This window comes from Pseudoalteromonas phenolica, assembly GCF_005886345.1.
Taxonomy (GTDB): domain Bacteria; phylum Pseudomonadota; class Gammaproteobacteria; order Enterobacterales; family Alteromonadaceae; genus Pseudoalteromonas; species Pseudoalteromonas phenolica_A.
Genome location: NZ_PNEC01000016.1, coordinates 71,845 through 90,213 on the forward strand (window position 1 = coordinate 71,845; position 18,369 = coordinate 90,213).

At 41.1% G+C, this 18,369-nt stretch carries 18 protein-coding genes and 1 pseudogene; 8 read left to right on the top strand and 11 right to left on the bottom strand.

The annotated features are described in order from the left end of the window. Window positions 1–2 precede the first annotated feature (2 nt). Genes trpCF through CWB72_RS08750 form a run of 4 tightly spaced genes read right to left on the bottom strand, consistent with a single transcriptional unit; the run spans window position 3 to window position 4,537 of the window. Window positions 3–1,370: a bifunctional indole-3-glycerol-phosphate synthase TrpC/phosphoribosylanthranilate isomerase TrpF gene (gene trpCF / locus CWB72_RS08735; protein WP_138630657.1), complete on the bottom strand. Its 1,368-nt coding sequence runs from the start codon at window positions 1,368–1,370 to the stop codon at window positions 3–5. Beyond that, window positions 1,363–2,367, bottom strand: coding sequence for an anthranilate phosphoribosyltransferase (trpD, locus tag CWB72_RS08740; RefSeq protein ID WP_138630659.1), 1,005 nt, complete (start codon window positions 2,365–2,367; stop codon window positions 1,363–1,365). Before trpD ends, trpCF begins: the two co-directional genes overlap by 8 nt. Before the next feature lie 8 nt (window positions 2,368–2,375). Then, window positions 2,376–2,966, bottom strand: coding sequence for an aminodeoxychorismate/anthranilate synthase component II (locus CWB72_RS08745; RefSeq protein ID WP_130256393.1), 591 nt, complete (start codon window positions 2,964–2,966; stop codon window positions 2,376–2,378). Then, window positions 2,966–4,537 (bottom strand): anthranilate synthase component 1, encoded by a 1,572-nt coding sequence (locus tag CWB72_RS08750; protein ID WP_138630726.1) that lies wholly within the window; start codon window positions 4,535–4,537, stop codon window positions 2,966–2,968. Before CWB72_RS08750 ends, CWB72_RS08745 begins: the two co-directional genes overlap by 1 nt. A gap of 441 nt (window positions 4,538–4,978) precedes the next feature. On the opposite strand from CWB72_RS08750, the gene rnm reads away from it, so the two are divergent. From rnm to rluB, 5 genes are read left to right on the top strand one after another with little or no spacing between them, the layout of a single operon-like run. Further along, on the top strand, window positions 4,979–5,830 hold the full coding sequence (gene rnm / locus CWB72_RS08755) for an RNase RNM (RefSeq protein WP_138630661.1): 852 nt from the start codon (window positions 4,979–4,981) through the stop codon (window positions 5,828–5,830). After that, window positions 5,830–6,450, top strand: a complete 621-nt coding sequence (locus tag CWB72_RS08760) for an L-threonylcarbamoyladenylate synthase (RefSeq protein WP_138630663.1) — start codon at window positions 5,830–5,832, stop codon at window positions 6,448–6,450. Before rnm ends, CWB72_RS08760 begins: the two co-directional genes overlap by 1 nt. A 19-nt stretch (window positions 6,451–6,469) precedes the next feature. Next, on the top strand, window positions 6,470–7,258 hold the full coding sequence (locus CWB72_RS08765; RefSeq protein WP_138630665.1) for a segregation and condensation protein A: 789 nt from the start codon (window positions 6,470–6,472) through the stop codon (window positions 7,256–7,258). 48 nt (window positions 7,259–7,306) lie between these two features. Continuing rightward, window positions 7,307–7,894 carry an SMC-Scp complex subunit ScpB gene (gene scpB, locus CWB72_RS08770; protein ID WP_138630667.1) on the top strand — a complete coding sequence of 196 codons (588 nt, stop codon included), beginning with the start codon at window positions 7,307–7,309 and terminating at the stop codon, window positions 7,892–7,894. Further along, window positions 7,894–8,760, top strand: coding sequence for a 23S rRNA pseudouridine(2605) synthase RluB (gene rluB, locus CWB72_RS08775; protein WP_058030017.1), 867 nt, complete (start codon window positions 7,894–7,896; stop codon window positions 8,758–8,760). The genes scpB and rluB overlap by 1 nt, the downstream gene beginning before the upstream one ends. Window positions 8,761–8,830: 70 nt before the next feature. Here the strand turns inward: rluB and CWB72_RS08780 are convergent, their stop codons facing one another. Then, a complete protein-coding gene (locus tag CWB72_RS08780; protein WP_138630669.1) occupies window positions 8,831–9,568 on the bottom strand; it encodes a YciK family oxidoreductase in 738 nt (245 codons plus the stop codon). A 196-nt stretch (window positions 9,569–9,764) separates the two neighbouring features. On the opposite strand from CWB72_RS08780, the gene CWB72_RS08785 reads away from it, so the two are divergent. Together CWB72_RS08785 and sohB are read left to right on the top strand one after the other, a co-directional pair. Continuing rightward, a complete protein-coding gene (locus tag CWB72_RS08785; RefSeq protein WP_138630671.1) occupies window positions 9,765–12,158 on the top strand; it encodes a VolA/Pla-1 family phospholipase in 2,394 nt (797 codons plus the stop codon). A gap of 90 nt (window positions 12,159–12,248) precedes the next feature. Beyond that, entirely contained in the window at window positions 12,249–13,253 is a 1,005-nt protein-coding gene (gene sohB / locus CWB72_RS08790; protein WP_138630673.1) for a protease SohB, read from the top strand. Window positions 13,254–13,290: 37 nt separating this feature from the next. Here the strand turns inward: sohB and CWB72_RS21120 are convergent, their stop codons facing one another. From CWB72_RS21120 to CWB72_RS21130, 3 genes are all read right to left on the bottom strand, one after another. Continuing rightward, window positions 13,291–13,800, bottom strand: a complete 510-nt coding sequence (locus CWB72_RS21120; RefSeq protein ID WP_354384660.1) for an AraC family transcriptional regulator — start codon at window positions 13,798–13,800, stop codon at window positions 13,291–13,293. A gap of 66 nt (window positions 13,801–13,866) precedes the next feature. After that, window positions 13,867–14,001 (bottom strand): hypothetical protein, encoded by a 135-nt coding sequence (locus CWB72_RS21125; protein ID WP_354384661.1) that lies wholly within the window; start codon window positions 13,999–14,001, stop codon window positions 13,867–13,869. Next, complete coding sequence (locus CWB72_RS21130) at window positions 14,001–14,177, bottom strand: hypothetical protein (RefSeq protein ID WP_354384662.1); 177 nt, start codon at window positions 14,175–14,177, stop codon at window positions 14,001–14,003. Before CWB72_RS21130 ends, CWB72_RS21125 begins: the two co-directional genes overlap by 1 nt. A gap of 156 nt (window positions 14,178–14,333) precedes the next feature. Between CWB72_RS21130 and exaC the strand changes: the two are divergent. Beyond that, window positions 14,334–15,854: pseudogene (gene exaC / locus CWB72_RS08800) on the top strand (acetaldehyde dehydrogenase ExaC). Between the two features lie 66 nt (window positions 15,855–15,920). On the opposite strand, the gene CWB72_RS08805 reads toward exaC, so the two are convergent. The 3 genes from CWB72_RS08805 to CWB72_RS08815 all read right to left on the bottom strand — a co-directional run bounded on the left by CWB72_RS08805 (window position 15,921) and on the right by CWB72_RS08815 (window position 18,291). Beyond that, window positions 15,921–16,835 (bottom strand): M14 family metallopeptidase, encoded by a 915-nt coding sequence (locus CWB72_RS08805; RefSeq protein ID WP_138630675.1) that lies wholly within the window; start codon window positions 16,833–16,835, stop codon window positions 15,921–15,923. Window positions 16,836–16,936: 101 nt separating this feature from the next. Then, window positions 16,937–17,344 carry a hypothetical protein gene (locus tag CWB72_RS08810; RefSeq protein ID WP_138630677.1) on the bottom strand — a complete coding sequence of 136 codons (408 nt, stop codon included), beginning with the start codon at window positions 17,342–17,344 and terminating at the stop codon, window positions 16,937–16,939. A gap of 86 nt (window positions 17,345–17,430) precedes the next feature. Further along, window positions 17,431–18,291, bottom strand: coding sequence for a hypothetical protein (locus CWB72_RS08815; protein WP_171037250.1), 861 nt, complete (start codon window positions 18,289–18,291; stop codon window positions 17,431–17,433). Window positions 18,292–18,369 lie beyond the last annotated feature (78 nt).

Here is an 18,369-nt window from a genome sequence, read left to right on the forward strand (position 1 = left end):
CCTCAATAACCTCTTATGTTTTTAAAAGCATCAGCAATTTTTTGCGAACACTTTTTACCAGGGCTAAGTTCAACCCCTGAATTCAAATCTAGTCCTTGTGCGCCTGTATAAGCTGCATCAAGTACATTTTCTGCGTTTAAACCGCCAGCTAACATAAAGCTGTTTGCGCTCTTTTCAGCAAGTAATGACCAATCAAAAACCTCGCCTGTGCCACCAAATCCTGCAGAGGTTTTAGTATCGTACAAATGCTTATCTACTCCTGAGATTGGTTCAGGTAGTACATCAGTCACACCTTGTGCTTTCCATATTTGGCAAGTTACAGGTAACTTTGCACGCAGCGCTTCAATATAAGTTTTATCTTCATTGCCGTGTAACTGCACGGCTGCAAGTTTTAATGTTTGCGCAATTTCACTGACTTGTTCTAGGTCTTCGTTTACGAATACACCAACATACTTTAAAGGTGCACTATCAATGACGGCTTTAGCACAGTCAATGTCAACGTAGCGGGGCGATTTAGGGGCGAAGATCAAGCCGCCGTAAATAGCCCCTGCGTTAAAAGCCGCTTGGGCGTCCTGAGAGCGTGTTAAACCACAAACTTTATTTTCACCCAGAATAAGACGACGGCAAGCAACTTCTAAGTCTTGCTCAGCCATAATAGAGCTGCCCACTAAGAAACCATTGCAAAGAGGTGCTATACGCTTTACATCTTGATGGGTGTAAATACCTGATTCAGAAATCACAACTTTGCCATCAGGAATTAGCTCTCTGAGCTTCTCGGTTGTCGCTAAATCCGTGCTCAAGTCACGTAAGTTGCGGTTATTAATACCGATAATTTCAGCATTCAGATCAAGTGCGCGGTGTACTTCTTCTTCATTACTAACCTCGGTTAAAATTGACATATTCAGTGACTTTGCCACATTGGCAAGGTGTACATATTGCGCATCATCAAGTACTGATAGCATAAGCAAAATGGCGTTACCACCATGTAAGCGCGCCAGATAAACCTGATACTCGTCGATGAAGAAATCTTTACATATGAGCGGTTGGTCAACTTTTTTGCTGACATACGTCAGGTAATCAAAACTACCCTGAAAATATTTCTCATCGGTTAACACACTGATGCATGTGGCATATTTGCCATACACGCCTGTGATTTCATCAAGATTAAAGTTCTCTCTAATCAGGCCCTTTGATGGCGATGCTTTTTTACACTCTAAAATAAACTGTGTACCGGATGCTGCCAGTGCCGCCTGAAAATCTCTGTCACTTGGCACAACGTCATTAATAAAAGAGTCCAGTGGCTTTTGTTGCTTTCTTAGAGCGATCTCTTGTTGCTTATCTGAAACGATTTTTTCTAATACGTTAGCCATTGCTTACCTCGACGATCTCTTTTAGTTTGTCTGCTGCTTTGCCAGATTTTAAAATTGTTAATACTTGCTGTGTGGCGGCTTTAAAATCAGCAGCCAAATTATGCATGACCAGTAATGCAGCGACGTTTACCGCAATGGCGGCATTGTGTGCATCTGGTGCTGTGCCATTTAAAATCTCAATACTGGCTTTGGCATTGTATTCTGGCGTATCCCCAGCGATTTGGTCTAATGAATAATGTTCAACGCCAAAGTCGTCAACGTTTAAGGTGTATTCTTTAATGTCACCATCAACCAGTTCAGCCACATGGGTTGTGCCATGTAGGGCAATTTCATCTGTACCTTCACCGTGTACTATCATTGCACGCTCAGTACCGAGAGTCTTTAAAGTCTCAGCCATCGGACGGCATAAACTTTTATCATACACACCCAGTAGCTGTACTTGTGGGGCAGCAGGGTTAGTCAGTGGGCCTAAAATATTAAAAATTGTACGAGTTTTTAACGTGGTACGCACTGGCATGGCATGTTTCACACCTAAATGATAAAGCGGTGCGAATAAGAAGGTGAAGCCGGTTTCTTTTAAGCATACACTTGCTTGCTCAGGCGTCATTTCAATATTAATGCCCAGAGTTCTGAGTAAATCCGCAGAGCCTGATTTACTCGATACACTGCGATTGCCGTGTTTCACCAAATTGATACCACATGCCGCAGCCACAATTGCTGCTGTGGTGCTGACATTGATGGTATTTGAACCATCGCCACCTGTGCCACAGCTATCTGCACAAACAAGGTTATGTGCGTTGAACTTTGTGGCATGATCACGCATGGCTTTTGCTGCGCCAGCAATCTCTTGTGCCGTTTCTTTTTTAATTTTTAATGCTATCAGTGCGGCGGTGAGTTCAATTTCAGACACTTCACCCTGCATAACTAAATCGAAGAAGCTATTTGCTTGCTCAAATGTTAAGTCTTGTTGTTCAAGTAATAGATTTAAACTGTCCATGTTGGATCCTATTGTGTTAAGTGGTCGATACTTTGTTTTAATAACTGAGCACCGTCTGGGGTAAGAATAGACTCAGGGTGAAATTGATAGCCGATCACCTTATCTTCAGGATGATAAATAGCCATCGGAATAGTGTCGTATTTGGCAATCACTTTTAAGCTCTCAGGAACATGAGTCGCCATTAAAGAGTGGTAACGCGCAACCGGGAAGCGTTTGCCAATACCTGCAAATACAGGGTGGTCTTCTGCTTCAATAATAGAAGACTTACCATGAACTGTTTCTCCTGCGTGGCCGACAGTACCGCCATAGCTCTGTGTTAAGGCTTGTTGGCCTAAACAAATTCCCAGCATAGGGAATTGGCCTTTTGCGAGTTCAATAAGCCCTAGTAAGCAGCCAGCTTGAGCTGGGTTACCTGGTCCTGGCGATAACACTAAGATGACTGGTGAAGTTTCTTGCTGCATCTTGGTGAAGATCTTTTCAGCAGAAATATTGTTACGGTAAACCACTAAATCTAAGCCTAGTAGTGTTAGTTCATCAACAAGGTTGTAGCTGAATGAATCAAAGTTATCTAAAAAGTATACTTTTGTATTATTAGACATTAGCAGGCTCCTTGATACGTAGATTGCACGGCTTTTATGACGGCTTGTGCTTTAGCACGTGTTTCATCTGCTTCTGATTGTGGATCTGAGTCATATACAACACCGGCACCTGCTTGTACGAATGCAGTACCATTTTTTACAAATGCAGAGCGGATAACGATACAAGAGTCCATCGCGCCATCGCCTGTTAAGTAGCCAACTGCGCCACCATAGCTACCACGACGTTGTTTTTCAGTATGTCTGACTAACTCTGCAGCTTTTACTTTAGGTGCACCTACTAGTGTGCCCATATTCATACAAGCTTGATAGGCATGCAGTGCGTCTAGATCTGGTTTTAATTGACCTACAACGCGTGATACTAGGTGCATGACCTGAGAGTAGCGGTCTACTTTTAAAAGCTCTTTTGCGTGGCGTGTGCCTGCAACACTAATTCGCGCTACGTCATTACGTGCTAAATCAACCAGCATTAGGTGCTCTGCACGCTCTTTTTGATCGTTGCGAAGCTCAAGTTCAATGCGGCTGTCTAGATCTGGATTTATACTGCCATCTGCAAACTTACCGCGAGGGCGTGTGCCTGCAATAGGATAAACTTCGACTTGATTACTGTTCACACAATATTTCAAGGCTGATTCAGGCGAGGCACCAAACAAAACAAAAGACTCATCTCGCATATAAAACATATACGGACTTGGATTTTGCTTTTTAAGTTGTTGATAAGCTGCTAGCGGCTCAGCACAAGGTAAAGAGAACGTACGAGAAGGCACAACTTGGAAAATATCACCATCGATGATGTGTTGCCTTAAAGCTTTGACTTGCTGACAGTAAGTTTCATCGTCAATATTTACTGTTACTTCAGACTGGCCTTCATTTGGCACTGCTAAATAGGGCGTTAAATTATCACAACGCGTATTAAGCTCTTCTAGCTGTTTACCTACTTCAAAACAGTTGGCATGAACTTCTGGGCCGTTAAAAACATTACCAATTAACTCGGTTGTTTGTGCTTGGTGATCGATTAATACCAGGGTTTCTGCTAAATAAAACACGTAGTCGGGGCAGTCATTATCACCGTATGGGACGTCAGGCAGTGTTTCAAAGTTGGCCACCATGTCATAAGCAAATACACCACCTAAGAATAATGCAAAAGGGGTATCTGAGTTACGTTTTATTTTATTTATGCAAGTACGTAGGGCACTGAATGCATTATCTGCTTTAAGTTTACTGTATTCATCGAGCTCAGCTTCGAACGGTGCGTATTCAAGTGTTAATACATCGCCTTTAACAACCGATGTACAGTTTTCAACTTGTTCGGCTAAGTAACTTAACACTTGCTGACCGTTGTTAGACAGTGCTTTGGCAATCACGGTTTTGCCTCTGCACTCAATGCGAAGTGCTGCATCGACTAAAATAATGCTTTTAACATTATCTTTAGAGTCAATTTCTGCTGACTCTAGTAATAGTGAGTTTGTCTTATCAAGTGCTGCATATAAAGACAGTGGGCTGCTGATGTAATCGCGCCGTTGTCTTATACTCGTCACTTCCCCTGGTGTTGTCGTAATATGACTAAAAATCAAAACCTCATTCCCCATAATAAAAAACCCCCGCCAGTGTTAACCTGCGGGGGTTGTGTAACAGATACAACAATGCCGTCCCGCTAGTTCAGGCGCCACCACCAAGAATGTGTGTTGATATTGTTGTTAATCATGTTTGTATTCCAAAAAATTTAGATATAAAAAAACCCGCATTTGTGTGCGGGTTTTGAAATCGTATAGATACGACGAAGCGCCCGCAATGTTACGAGTGCCACCACCAGATTTTGTTTTTAGTTAATGTTTTCATATCAGGTATACGTCGAATCAATTTATGCACATAGTAAACCTTATCGGAACGGGTGAGTCAAGCTAAAAAGTTGCAAAAACATTAAAAATATAAAGTATACAAAATTTAATGGGGCGTATTAGTGATATAATCCGACCCGTTGACACGAACACGAATAATAATGAAGAGAAATAAACTTGATAAAATATGATTTACACAGTCATAGCACCTTTTCTGATGGTCGTTTAAGCGTAGACGCATTACTTGAGCGAGCAACAGAAAAGGGCGTTGATGTTTTAGCACTCACCGATCACGATACCATTGCGGGTGTTGAACCTGCAAAGCAATTTATAGCTGACCGAGATTTAAATTTAGAGCTAGTGGCAGGGGTTGAGATTTCGACAAAATGGGAGAGTTTTGAAATCCATATTGTCGGTCTATCTATAGATATTGAAAATACTCATCTTCTTAATTTATTGACTGAGCAGCAAAACAAACGTGAAGCTCGTGCTCAAGAGATTGGTCGACGCTTAGCGAAAAAAGGCTATGAAGATATTTATGAACAGGCCAAAGCATTGGCAAAAGATGCTGAAATCACCCGAGCGCACTTTGCGCAAGCTTTGGTCAAACGTGGTGTGGCTAAGAATATCCAAGGTGTGTTTAAAAAGTTTTTAGCCAGAGGCAAAACGGGCTATGTACCAAGTAATTGGTGTGATATGGCAACTGCTATTACAGCAATTCAGGCTGCAGGTGGCGTTTCCGTGCTAGCACATCCTGGTCGATATCAAATGTCTAATAAGTGGCTTCGTAAATTACTTAATGAATTTAAACTTGCTGGTGGACAGGCGATGGAAGTCGCTTTACCGCAACAAGCACCAAGCGAAAGACAGTTTTTAGGGCAATTAAGCCAAGAGTTTGATCTACTCGCGAGTCAAGGTTCAGATTTTCATTATCCTATGCCTTGGTCAGATCTCGGAAAAAACCTATACTTACCAAAAGATTGCCAAGCTGTTTGGCAGTTTTGGCAAGACGCACAGGAGTGTAACTAATGAGCCAATTTTTTCATATTCACCCAGATAACCCGCAGGCACGCTTAATTAAACAAGCGGTCGAAATTATTCAAAAGGGTGGGGTGATAGTCTACCCGACCGACTCAGGCTATGCACTCGGCTGTAGTATTGGTAACAAACAAGCGAAAGAGCGAATTGAGCGTATTCGCGGTATTGAAAAACACCACAACTTTACACTTGTCTGTCGAGATTTATCAGAACTGGCTACCTATGCCCGTGTAGATAATCAAATTTTTCGCTTAATAAAAAACAATACGCCAGGGCCTTATACCTTTATTTTTAAAGGCACAAAAGAAGTACCTAAGCGTTTATTAAACGAGAAGAAAAAGACCATTGGTATGCGTGTAACCGATAACCCAATTGCCGCCGCGTTACTGGAAGAGCTCAATGAGCCACTTATGTCATGTTCCTTGATTTTACCTGGTGAGCAATTTACCGAGTCAGATCCCGATGACATTCGCATGAGCCTAGAAAAGCAGGTAGATCTAATTATTCATGGTGGTTATTTGATCGAACAAGCGACTACAGTAATTGACTTCTCTGACGATGATATTGTGATCCTTCGCGAAGGATGCGGTGATGTTACGCCGTTTCAGTAGCCTTCGAAGTAGTCATTAAATGAGTAATTCCCCGCCACTGGCCTTTCTTCATGGCGAAGCCGTTTTAGAAAAGCCAGAAGACTTATACATACCGCCCGATGCCCTTAAAGTGATATTAGAAAGCTTTGAGGGTCCGCTCGATCTGCTTTTATATCTCATTAAACGCCATAAACTCGATATTCTGCAACTGCCTATCCATAGTATTACCAAACAATATGTGAGCTATGTTGAGCTGATGAAAGACTTACAGCTTGAATTGGCAGGGGAATACTTAGTGATGGCAGCGTTATTGGCACAAATTAAATCGCGCATGCTCTTGCCGACCCATGAAGAGCTTGAAGAAGAAGCCGATCCGCGTGCTGAATTAGTCAAGCGTTTGCAAGAATATGAACAGTTTAAAGCTGCGGCAGAAACATTAAAAGAGCAGCCTCATGTCGGAAAAGACTTCTTCATAGCAAATGCAGAGTATATCGATACTGCACTTGATGAAGAGAAATTACCCGATTTAAGTTTAAAAGACTTAGTGCTTGCATTTGGTAATGTGATGGCTCGGGTAAAAACGCTTGCTCACCATCAAATATCAAGTGAAGTTTTGTCTACTCGTGAGCGTATGTCGAGAATTCTAAGGCACCTTTCAGAAAATAACGGTCCGTGTGCTTTCGTCACTTTGTTTGATTTTACTGAAGGGCGCCAAGGCGTGGTGGTGACATTTATAGCAATGCTTGAACTGATCAAAGAGCAATTAGTCACTTTTACCCAAATTACCCCGCAGTCAGAGATTTATTTATCTTTAAAACTACAAGAGTAACCGAACCTCTGTCATAATATTGCCTTGTGTTTGCAATTGTAGATTAATATGGCTTTTAAGCGTCTTAGTGATGAACAACTCGTTGAGTTAGTCGAAGCAGCGATTTTTGTTTCTGAGAAGCCATTAAGTAAGCGTCGTCTACAAGAAACCGTTCTGCAAGATTTCAATATTTCTGCTAAAAGATTAACCCAAGCCATAGACTCACTGGTTGAGCATTATTCAACAAGAGGTGTTCAGTTGGTTGAAGTGGCGTCTGGTTATCGCTTTCAAGCAGGGCCTTCTTTGGCAGAGCCATTAAGCAAATTATGGCCTGAAAAAGCGGTGAAATACTCTCGTGCGACCATAGAAACCCTTGCCTTGATAGCCTATCGTCAACCTATTACCCGAGGTGAGATAGAGCAGGTAAGAGGGGTTGCTGTAAGCAGCAATATCATGAAAAGTTTATTAGAGCGTGAATGGATAACGGTTGTTGGGCAAAAAGACGTGCCTGGTAAACCTGCGTTGTATGCAACCACCAAACAATTTTTAGATTATTTTTCTTTATCTGGTTTAGAACACCTGCCTAATTTACCTGAGCAACAAGATGTAAAACTAGAGCAGATATTGAGTGATCCTTCTGTGAGAGAACCATCCTAATGAGTGAAAAGTTACAAAAAGTATTGGCCCGTGCTGGTGTGGGTTCACGCCGTGAAATGGAAAAATACATTGACTCTAATCGTGTCAGCGTTAACGGTAAAGTGGCACGTTTAGGTGATCGTGTTGAAGAAAATGCGGTTATTCGTGTTGACGGTCATGTTGTTAAAATTGAGCAACAAGAAGAACGTGTTTGTCGTGTTTTAATGTATCACAAGCCTGAAGGCGAGTTGTGTACACGTAAAGATCCGGAAGGTCGCCGAACGGTTTTCGATAGACTACCTCGTTTAGAAGGCGATCGTTGGATTGCGATTGGTCGTTTAGATATCAATACTTCAGGTTTATTGCTATTTACCAATGATGGCGAGTTAGCGAATCGTTTAATGCACCCTAAATATGAAGTAGAGCGTGAGTATTCTGCACGTGTATTCGGTGAGGTAACAAACCAAACATTGAGTACCTTAACGAAAGGGGTTGAATTAGAGGATGGCCCAGCTAAATTCTTAAAAATTAAGCCTATGGGCGGTGAGGGCATTAACAAGTGGTTCAACGTTACGCTAACTGAAGGTCGCAACCGTGAAGTACGTCGTTTATGGCAATCTCAAGAAGTAGAAGTATCTCGCCTAATTCGTATCCGTTACGGTAAATTAGAGCTTAACAAACGTCTACCTCAAGGTGGCTGGGAAGAGCTTAAGTTAGAAGACGTAAATTATTTACGTAAATCTGTAAAAATGCGCCCTGAAACGCAAACTAAGCTGTCTGTGATGCCAGAAAAGCGCAAAGACAAGCGTGCTAAGATCAATCAGATCAGAAAGGCTGTGAAAAAGCACAACCAACGTGCACAAAAGCCAAAACCAAAGAGAAAGTAACTCTCTAATTGGACTCATACTAAAAAGGCACTCGATTGAGTGCCATTTTTAATGGTGTCAGAACGATAAGTTACTGTGCGTTAATTGATTCACCGTTAAGGTCTTTAGAATCATCTGCCATTAGGTATAGATATGTCGCCATTAACTCTTCTGCAGTCTTAAGCTTTTCTTTATCTTCACCAGGGAAAGCTGAAGCTCGCATACTTGTACGTGTCGCACCAGGGTTAATACAGTTGATACGAATGTTAGTCTTACCCACTTCTTTAGACCAAGTTTGCATCATGCCTTCAGTTGCAAATTTTGAGATTGCATAAGGACCCCAGAATTCACGACCCTCACGGCCTACACCTGATGAAGTGAAAATCACAGAAGCGCACGGTGATTTACGAAGTAATGGGAACATATATTTTGTGATCATAGCTTGTGCAGTCACGTTTACTTTCATGATGTTTTCAAACGTAGATACACAGAAATGCTCTAGTGGACCGAGTGAGCCTAAGATTGACGCATTGTTTAGAAGGCCATCTAATTTACCAAATTGTTGTTCAATGGTTGCTGCAAGGTCGCGGTAGTTTTGTTTTGTCGCACCGCGCATATCCATAGGAACGATAGCCGGTTGTGGATAGCCTGCATTCACGATTTCATCGTATACGCATTCAAGCTTTTTAGTTGTTTTACCAAGTAGGATTACAGTTGCACCGTGTTTTGCATATGTTAATGCCGCAACACGGCCAATTCCATCGCCAGCACCTGTGATTAAAATGGTTTTATTTTCTAGTGCATTGTCTGCTGCTTGATAATTATGCATTGTAGATCTCTATTTGAACGTTTTGCACATTTTATCACAGCATTAGGGTAAGTTATCTAAATTATTGTAAATTTGGGTGGCGAAACTTTACATATTGAGTTAAGTTTAACTGGTCTAATGTCTCATTAAAAACAGAATTACATTATATTAACGCGTTTATTGCATAAGAATAATAAAATTTGTCGGAGCCCATTCAATGAAAAAAATGCTTCTCTCACTCGCAATTTCTACGGCTTTAGTCGGCTGTGGCGGCGGTGAAACTCTACAAGATGTAAAACAAGATTCTACTCCAGTACTCCCTTCAGCGTCAGTAAAATTTGATCCTGCTGGCGGTGTAATTTCAATACCGAACGACATTCTTTTAAGCGGAACACAAGACGGTACTATTAATCTTCCTGGTGAACTTGACGCAGCAGGTCAACCTGCTTTATCTGCGCCAGAATACGCAAACCCAAGTAATACACTTGGTGCTTTAGACGGTTGGTCAACTAACATGCCATATGTGATTGATCTTGATGTACCCAGTGATGTAAGTATAAATGGTGATTCTGTAGCCACGCCTGATGCTGTTCGTATTTTTGAAGTGGTGATGGGTGCGAGTATCACAGATCCTGATTGTGCAAGTGATAAAGTACCTGCAGGTATAGCTTGCAAGTATGTGGGCGAGCTTACTTTTGGGGTTGATTATGTGGCTAAGCTGACTGATTCTGGTCAAGGCATTATGGTTGTGCCACTTAAACCGCTCAAGCCAGGGGCTTCTTACATTACTGCGTTAACTAATAATATAGTTATGGCTGATGGACGTCCTCTGCAACCATCATCGTCATATAGCTTATTAAGATCAGAGTCAGCGCTTGTCACAGATTCGCAATTAAGTCTTCAGGCTGTAATACGCCAATACGAAAATGTGATTTCTGGTCAGGTTGCAAAAGAAAATGTTATCTATACTGCCGCAATGACGATTCAGTCTGTGGGTGCAGTAATGAATAACATTAAGTTAGGTTTAGCGCAAAGCTTACAAACTCAGACCAACCCTAAGGTTGTAGTACCAGAGCAACCAATGATAACTGTATCTGATGCGCTTGCAACAGTTATCCCAGATGCTGAAACTCGTGCACCTTTCCAGGCTGTTCAATACATGCAAGGTAGCATTATGTTACCTATGTACTCAAAGAAACCTGAAGGCACAGCAATTGAAGATTTAGCGGGCAACTATTGGAAAGCTCGCTGTGATAGTGCCGCAACACTTGCTGGTGCAGTTGCAGCTGGTGTTGATTTATCTGGTTTAACACCTGGTGCAAACGACGCGTATTGTAATGCAGCGTCTGGTGGTGTACTTCGTGACTTTGGTTTAGATCAAAGCCGCTTCTTAACTAAATTTAATAGCATTCCTTCAACTGAGTGGATTGCAAACGTACCTGTACAAATCACTAAGCCGCGTGCAGAACTATTAGGTATTGAAATGCCAGCTACAGGTTGGCCTGTAGTTATTTTACAGCACGGCATTACCGCTAATAAAGAAAGCCTTTTAGGTCTAACATTAGCATTGAGTAACGCCGGATTTGCTACGGTAGCAATTGATCATCCAATGCACGGTGCTCGTGGCCTTGATATCGATTTAGACGGTAAAGATGATTTCAATGCTACAAGCGGTCAGGGCTCAGTACTTTCTTACATGAATTTGACCTCTCTACTGGTTGCTCGCGATAACCTAAGGCAGTCTTCAGCTGACCTTTTAGCACTTAGACTTGGCCTGAACTTCATTGACCCAACACTTGGCATTAACCCTACAGATGTAAGCTTCTTTGGTCACTCTTTAGGTTCTATTGTAGCGCCTAACTTTATCGCACATACAAATAAGCCTATCGGTGATGAAACAGTTGATAACTTATTTAAAGTAAATACAGTTGGTCTAGCAAGCGGTGGTGCTGGTATTGCTAACTTCTTAACTGAATCAGGCTCATTTGGTTCGTTTGTGAAAGGCTCAGTGTTAGCTGCAGCGGGTAATTTATCGTCTAAGGCTTTCTTGGAGTTCGTAGCAAGTGAAGCAACAGCAGCTTGTCCTGCTGAGGCTAAGATCCCATGTTCTTATGCACTTTATGAAAAGCAACTTGTTGACACAAGCAACACAGCTGCACTCGCCAGTATTCAGTCTATTATTAGCCAGTTTGTAACGGTTGCTCAAACAGCGTTAGACAGTGCAGACCCTGTAAACTACGCCGCTGCCGTTCAGGCACTTGGTACACCAACTTACCTAAGCGTAGTAACAGGTGGTGAAGATGGAAACCAACCTGATGCAGTTATTCCGCCAACAACGGCACTGCCTTTATCTGGTACCATGCCTATGGCTCAGTTATTCGGTATGACGCCAGTGACTGAAACACAAATGGGTGAGCCTAAGAATTATGTTGTTAAGTTCTCTCAAGGTCATCACTCATCGATTGCAACCACTTCATTTAATGAAGCTGTAGGTGGCACAGCACAAGGTCATGCAATGACAACTGTTGAAATGCAAACTCAGTTAGCAACTTTCTTAGCGACAAAAGGTATGATGTTACCAATAAGCAATGACGCAGTTATTGCTAATTAATCTCAAGTACGAGAAGATGAAAAAGCCGCTTTAAGCGGCTTTTTTTATTTATAAAAACTTTTGAATCGTAAAAACAGTGAGGAGACTATATTGACGTTTTTATTTGAATACGGCTTATTTTTAGCCAAAGCAATCACAATCGTGCTTGCAATTGGAGGCGTCATAATTTTGATTGTTGGCGCAAGCCAAAAGCCAAAATCCGCTACTGGTGAAGTTGAATTAAAAGATTTATCTAAAAAGTTAAAACGTAATAAAAAAGACTTCATCGAACAAACCTTAGACAAAAAAGCACTTAAGGCTTACTTCAAAGCGCAGAAGAAAAATAAAGAAGAGCAGCTTGAAGCAAAAGCATTTGTAATTAACTTTGACGGCAGTTCAGATGCCCATGAGGTGAATAGTTTACGTGAAGAAATTACAGCTGTTCTTCAAATCGCTGACAAAAGTAAGGATTCAGTGATTGTAAATATCGACAGTGGTGGCGGAGTTGTTCATGGTTATGGGTTAGGAGCCTCTCAATTAAAACGTATTACTAATGCAGAACTTCCCCTGACAGTTTGTGTAGATAAAATAGCTGCCAGTGGTGGATATATGATGGCCTGTGTTGCTGATAAAATTGTTGCTGCACCATTTTCTATCATAGGCTCAATTGGGGTCATTGCACAGATACCGAACTTCAATAAGTTACTAAAAAAGAATGATATCGACTTTGAAATGATCACATCAGGTGAATTTAAACGTACTTTGACGCTATTTGGGGAAAATACCGATAAAGGTCGTGAGAAATTTCAACAAGATGTTGAGTCGACGCATGGCTTGTTTAAAGAGTTTGTGCAAACTCATAGAGCAGATATTGAGCTTGAAAAAGTGGCTACCGGTGAGTATTGGTTTGCAATGGATGCGCAGAAACTAGGCTTAGTCGATGAGCTGAACACCAGTGATGACTATGTTTTATCTTTATTAGAAAGCCATCAAATCTACACGGTTAAATATACTAGTAAAAAAACGCTACCTGAAAAATTTGGCCTTGGTGTAAGTCAAGCTGTAGCAAGTGCGACTAATAACCTTTGGACTAAGCTACAAGACATTAAGTGGTAAATATACCTGTCAATAGCTCAAACAAACGTTAATACGTTTAATTTTTTTGATATGCCTTTGGAGAAATGCCAAAGGCATTTTTGAATGTGCGACTAAATTGACTGGTATGATTAAAGCCTAAATCAAAACCTATTTGGGTATTGCTTTTTCCTTTTTTTAGCAGCGCTTTTGCCTTTGCTAAGCGCTTTGTGAGCAACCATTGTTGAGGCGTCATGTTTAAACATGACTTAAAATAGTTAAAAAACTTGCTACGACTCATACAAGCAATTTTGCACAAAATATCGATATCTAAAGGCTCACTCAAATTATGTTCTATATATTGAACCACTTCTGTAATTGGCTCTTGATGATTATAAGAGTGTGCACATTGTAAAATAAGTTCTCGGGTTTGCTGAGTGAGTAACCGTGTTACAAGTTCGTTCAGCGCCAAATCGATTAGAAACCCGCGTTGATCTCCATTTTCAGTGAATAAATGTACCATGAGGTCTAGTAACGCCTGAGTTTGCCAATTGTGTTCTACATGTACGAGTTCATTTTGATAACTCACTTCATGCTTACTTTGGTTTTCTATGTTCAACCTATGTGCAATATCAGCAAGCTTTTCGTTACTAATTTAGATAGCTAAACAAGTTGTTGGTGTGGTTTTAGATGCATCAGGAAAATCAATATGGACGGTTTGCTCAGGTACCAGCACAAAACTCTCATTAGGTAAAAAGTCATGATGATAATCGCAAGTGTCTACATGCATTATTTTTTACCTTGCAGCATACCGCAAAATAGTACATTGCTTGATGAAAGGGGCACGTTATAAGCACTTTCATAAGTGTCATAAATACTCAATTGCGCGTCATCTGAATCAAAGCTGAGCTTATTCTCTAACAATTTATCAACCTGTTGGTGCCTAGCTTGCAAATCAAAGCGCATATCTGTTTCTTATGAATATCAAGACGGAGAGTTATGCAAAAAATACCTAGAGTTAATTTTTTAAGCCTCCTTTCACTTAATGTCAATTAAATGGGCTCAAGAATAAACATATAACTGAAGTATGAACCGGACAACAAGTTGATAGAAGAGGACACTATGATTTATTCAAAACCGAATACCCAGGGCGCAGTCGTTAATTTTAAAGACAAGTATGACAATTACATCGGTGGTGAATGGGTTGCACCATTAGATGGTGAATATTTTGAAAACAGAAGCCCAGTGAACGGTAAAGTGTTTTGCCAAGTGGCACGCTCTAAAGCAGCAGATATTGAGTTGGCACTCGACAAAGCACATGAAGCAAAAGAGGCGTGGGGCACAACCAGTGTCACTGAGCGCAGTAATGTTTTACTGAAAATTGCTCAGATCATTGAAGATAACAAAGAGTATTTGGCCGTTGCTGAAACTTGGGATAACGGTAAAGCATTACGTGAAACCCTTGCCGCTGATATTCCGCTAGCAGCAGATCATTTTAGATATTTTGCTGGCTGTATTCGTGCGCAAGAGGGCAGTATTGGCGAGATTGACGAGCACACGGTGACCTACCATTTCCATGAGCCGCTAGGTGTAGTTGGGCTAATTATACCTTGGAACTTCCCGCTATTAATGGCCGCTTGGAAATTAGCCCCAGCTCTGGCTGCGGGTAACTGTGTGGTACTAAAACCTGCAGAGCAAACCCCAACCTCGATCATGTTATTAGTTGAACTGAACGGTGATTTACTACCTGCGGGTGCTTTAAACGTGGTGAACGCTTTTGGTAAAGAAGCAGGTGAAGCTTTAGCAACCAGCGCACGAATTGCTAAGATTGCTTTTACGGGTTCTACTCCGGTTGGTTCGCACATTTTGAAATGTGCCGCAGATAATATTATTCCATCGACTGTAGAGCTTGGCGGTAAATCACCGAATATCTTTTTCAGTGATGTATTAGAAAAAAGACGATGATTATCTCAGCAAGTGTATTGAAGGCGCGGTATTGGCTTATTTTAACCAAGGTGAAGGGTGTACATGTCCTTCTCGCTTATTTGTTCAAGAAGACATATATGACGAGTTTATTGAGCGTGTGAAAGCGCGTACTGCACAGATTAAACGTGGTAACCCGCTCGACACAGAAACCATGGTGGGCGCGCAAGCCTCTCAGCAACAGTTCGACAAAATCTTAAGTTATATCGAAATAGGCAAACAAGAAGGGGCAGAAGTACTGCTTGGTGGTGAAGTCGAGCAGTTATCTGAAGAGTTCAATTCAGGCTATTACATTCAACCTACCTTGCTAAAAGGTAATAATTCTTTGCGTGTGTTCCAAGAAGAGATTTTTGGTCCAGTTATTTCACTGTGTACGTTCAAAGACGAAGCCGAAGCCTTAGAATTGGCAAATAGCTCTGAATTTGGCTTAGGTGCAGGGGGGGGACTCGAAACATAAATCGTGCCTATCACTTTGGCCGCAAGATTGAAGCTGGTCGTGTATGGACAAACTGCTATCACATGTATCCGGCGCATGCCGCATTTGGTGGCTATAAAAAGTCGGGTGTAGGAAGAGAGACGCACAAAAAAGCGTTAGATCATTATCAGAAGACTAAAAACCTATTAGTCAGCTATAGTGAGAGCCCACTCGGATTTTTCTAAAGATATCACAATGCAAAGGAACAAGTAGCGCAGTAATAAATAGCGCTACTTTTTTGTTCTGGTTTATTAGTCTTCGATTGATTTAATGTAGTTTAAAGCTCCAACGACAGAAGCGACTTGGCCTTTTACACAAATCTCATCGTTAGCAGATGGGCTATCAGGGTAAACTTCGGTTGTTGTCACGTATTCAGCGTTTGTCATGCCCATACAAAGGCCTAGTTTAGTGCCGTCATAGTTAATAACACCAAACTGTTCAATCGCAACGCCAATCAGCCTACCACCTTCATCAGCAGGGGCGATGTGAGTGACTTTTTCTACTTCTTTGATAATTGCAGATTGGAAAGAGTATTGCGGCTTTTGAGTATGTCCTACTAAGTAAAAGCCATCTGGAATATTCCAATTATCATGGCTCACGCCGTCTCGTGCTGCGAGTGCAGGACGAAATTCAGAGTTATCAGTGTCAGTAGTTTCATGTAAATCAACATGACACAGTAAATCATCAAACTGAGCGATATAAGCCATAGCTTGTTTTGATTCAGCCGCTGGGCTGTCAGCGTAAAATGAACGGTTTGGATCAATTGCGTCTGGGTTCCAACGGTTGATTGTTTCATAACCCCAAGGGCTAATACATGGAAGCACCACTATATTGAAGTCAGCTTGGTAATGGTTGCCTTGTGATTTAATAAAGTCAATCGCACCATGTACACCACTGGTTTCATAACCATGTACACCGCCGGTCACTAAAACAGTAGGCTTATTGTTAGAAAAGTCACGGGACTTCACCGCATACAATTTATATTCATTTTCACCATAGTTAAGCTCGCCATACTGCTCAACATCATACTCATCAGCGAGTGAAAGTATTTTAGTTTCTACTTCTTGTTGGTAACTACGCTTAATTACTTGTGCTGCAAGCCACTGTTTTTTTTCTACTGCTTGCCATGGTGTGCCCGGCGTGCCAATTGGGTATGCGGTTGTCATAATCGTCCTCGGTGAAAGTTTTTTGCCATCCTAGTGATAAAGCCGGGGTCAGTAAAGTAATTAAATCTAATTGCACACCATCTGAACACTATTACAGCTGTTTATTTTGCAAAGTAGCCAAGTTGCGCAAGTCGACTTTTTTGCTGTGACGTTAATTTGCAACTGAATAGAAAAATATTCTTATCTTCAAGTTTTACATGAGTGACTTTACAGCAAATAATAGTGTGAACTTTAACCTGTTGTATTTGCTCAATCGGTATATATCTCTGAGCACCTAAAAAGTTACAGTAGCTCAATCCATTCATACACCAAGATGATGTTCTTTTACCCATTAAGGTTTGTATCAATGTAACGCATACAAATAAAGTTAGAGCAAATATAAGAATTATTTCTAGCGCCTCTAACCACGCAGTAAAGTTAAATGCCGTGCTAATTGAAAGTAGCAATGCAATGATGCTTACGACAAGAATATAAAAACCAAAGTTGATTGAAGATTTAATTTCGTACATTTCTTAACTCCTACGTACCTTTTTTATAGGCGAGAAATTAATGTAAGAAAATGAATAAAATATGGAGTTAATACTTAAAGCTTAAATTAATCCAATTTTGCTTTTATTTCTTGCCAGTCTTCAACAAGTGGGTTGAGAAAACCACATTCCTTATAAGCACGCTCAATGTATCCTGATTGCCTGAGTTGCTTTAACCCCTTCTGTAGTGCTTTAAATGTTTTGTTACCGAGTGGATGTTTTTTTGATACAACAAAGTGTCTGCTGTCTTGAAGCGCGACTTTAACGCCATCTATCGCACGAATCTTGTAGTTTTTTCCAGTGTACTCGAAAGGCAGGGCTGGTTTAAAAGGGGCTAGCATGGCATCGACCCAGCCACTGCTCACCATTTTAGCCATAACTAACCAATCGGCTTCAATGATTAAATTTTTGGGTTTCAGCGCGGTGAGCGTTTTTACATCAGTGTGCCAAGCTTCGCTGGTCACAAAGCTAAGGTCTGAAATGCCATTTTTAAGTTTTGGCGTTAGCTCAGTTATTTTATTAGGTGCGACATATATACCTGCGTAAAACTCTCCATTACGGATCACCGGCTCTGATATGAACACATCGTTTGCGTATTGGGATGCTTCATTTAGCCATATTGAGTCAAAACTGATCAGGAGTAGCCCGTGCTGGATAAGACGAATATTTCTCGCATCATAATCACCTAGCACAAAATCATACTCCAGATTGAGACCTCCGAGTTTTATCGCTTTTTGCACAAGAATAAATTCCACAACATCTCTACGGCAGCTTGGGTGCTTGAAATGCTCGATAGACTCGATACTCTCTTCACCGAGAACTTGTTGCGCGTAATTATAAATATCGGTTTCAATCGAAATCGGAATTTTCGCCTTGCTACTTAAAGCGACAAAACAGCATAAAAACAAACATACCCATTTCATAAGCATGATTCAGTGGTCCGTATTTGAGTTAAGTATCGTATAAGATGAGATAAATTAAAGTGACAAGCACAAACTAGTTCACTA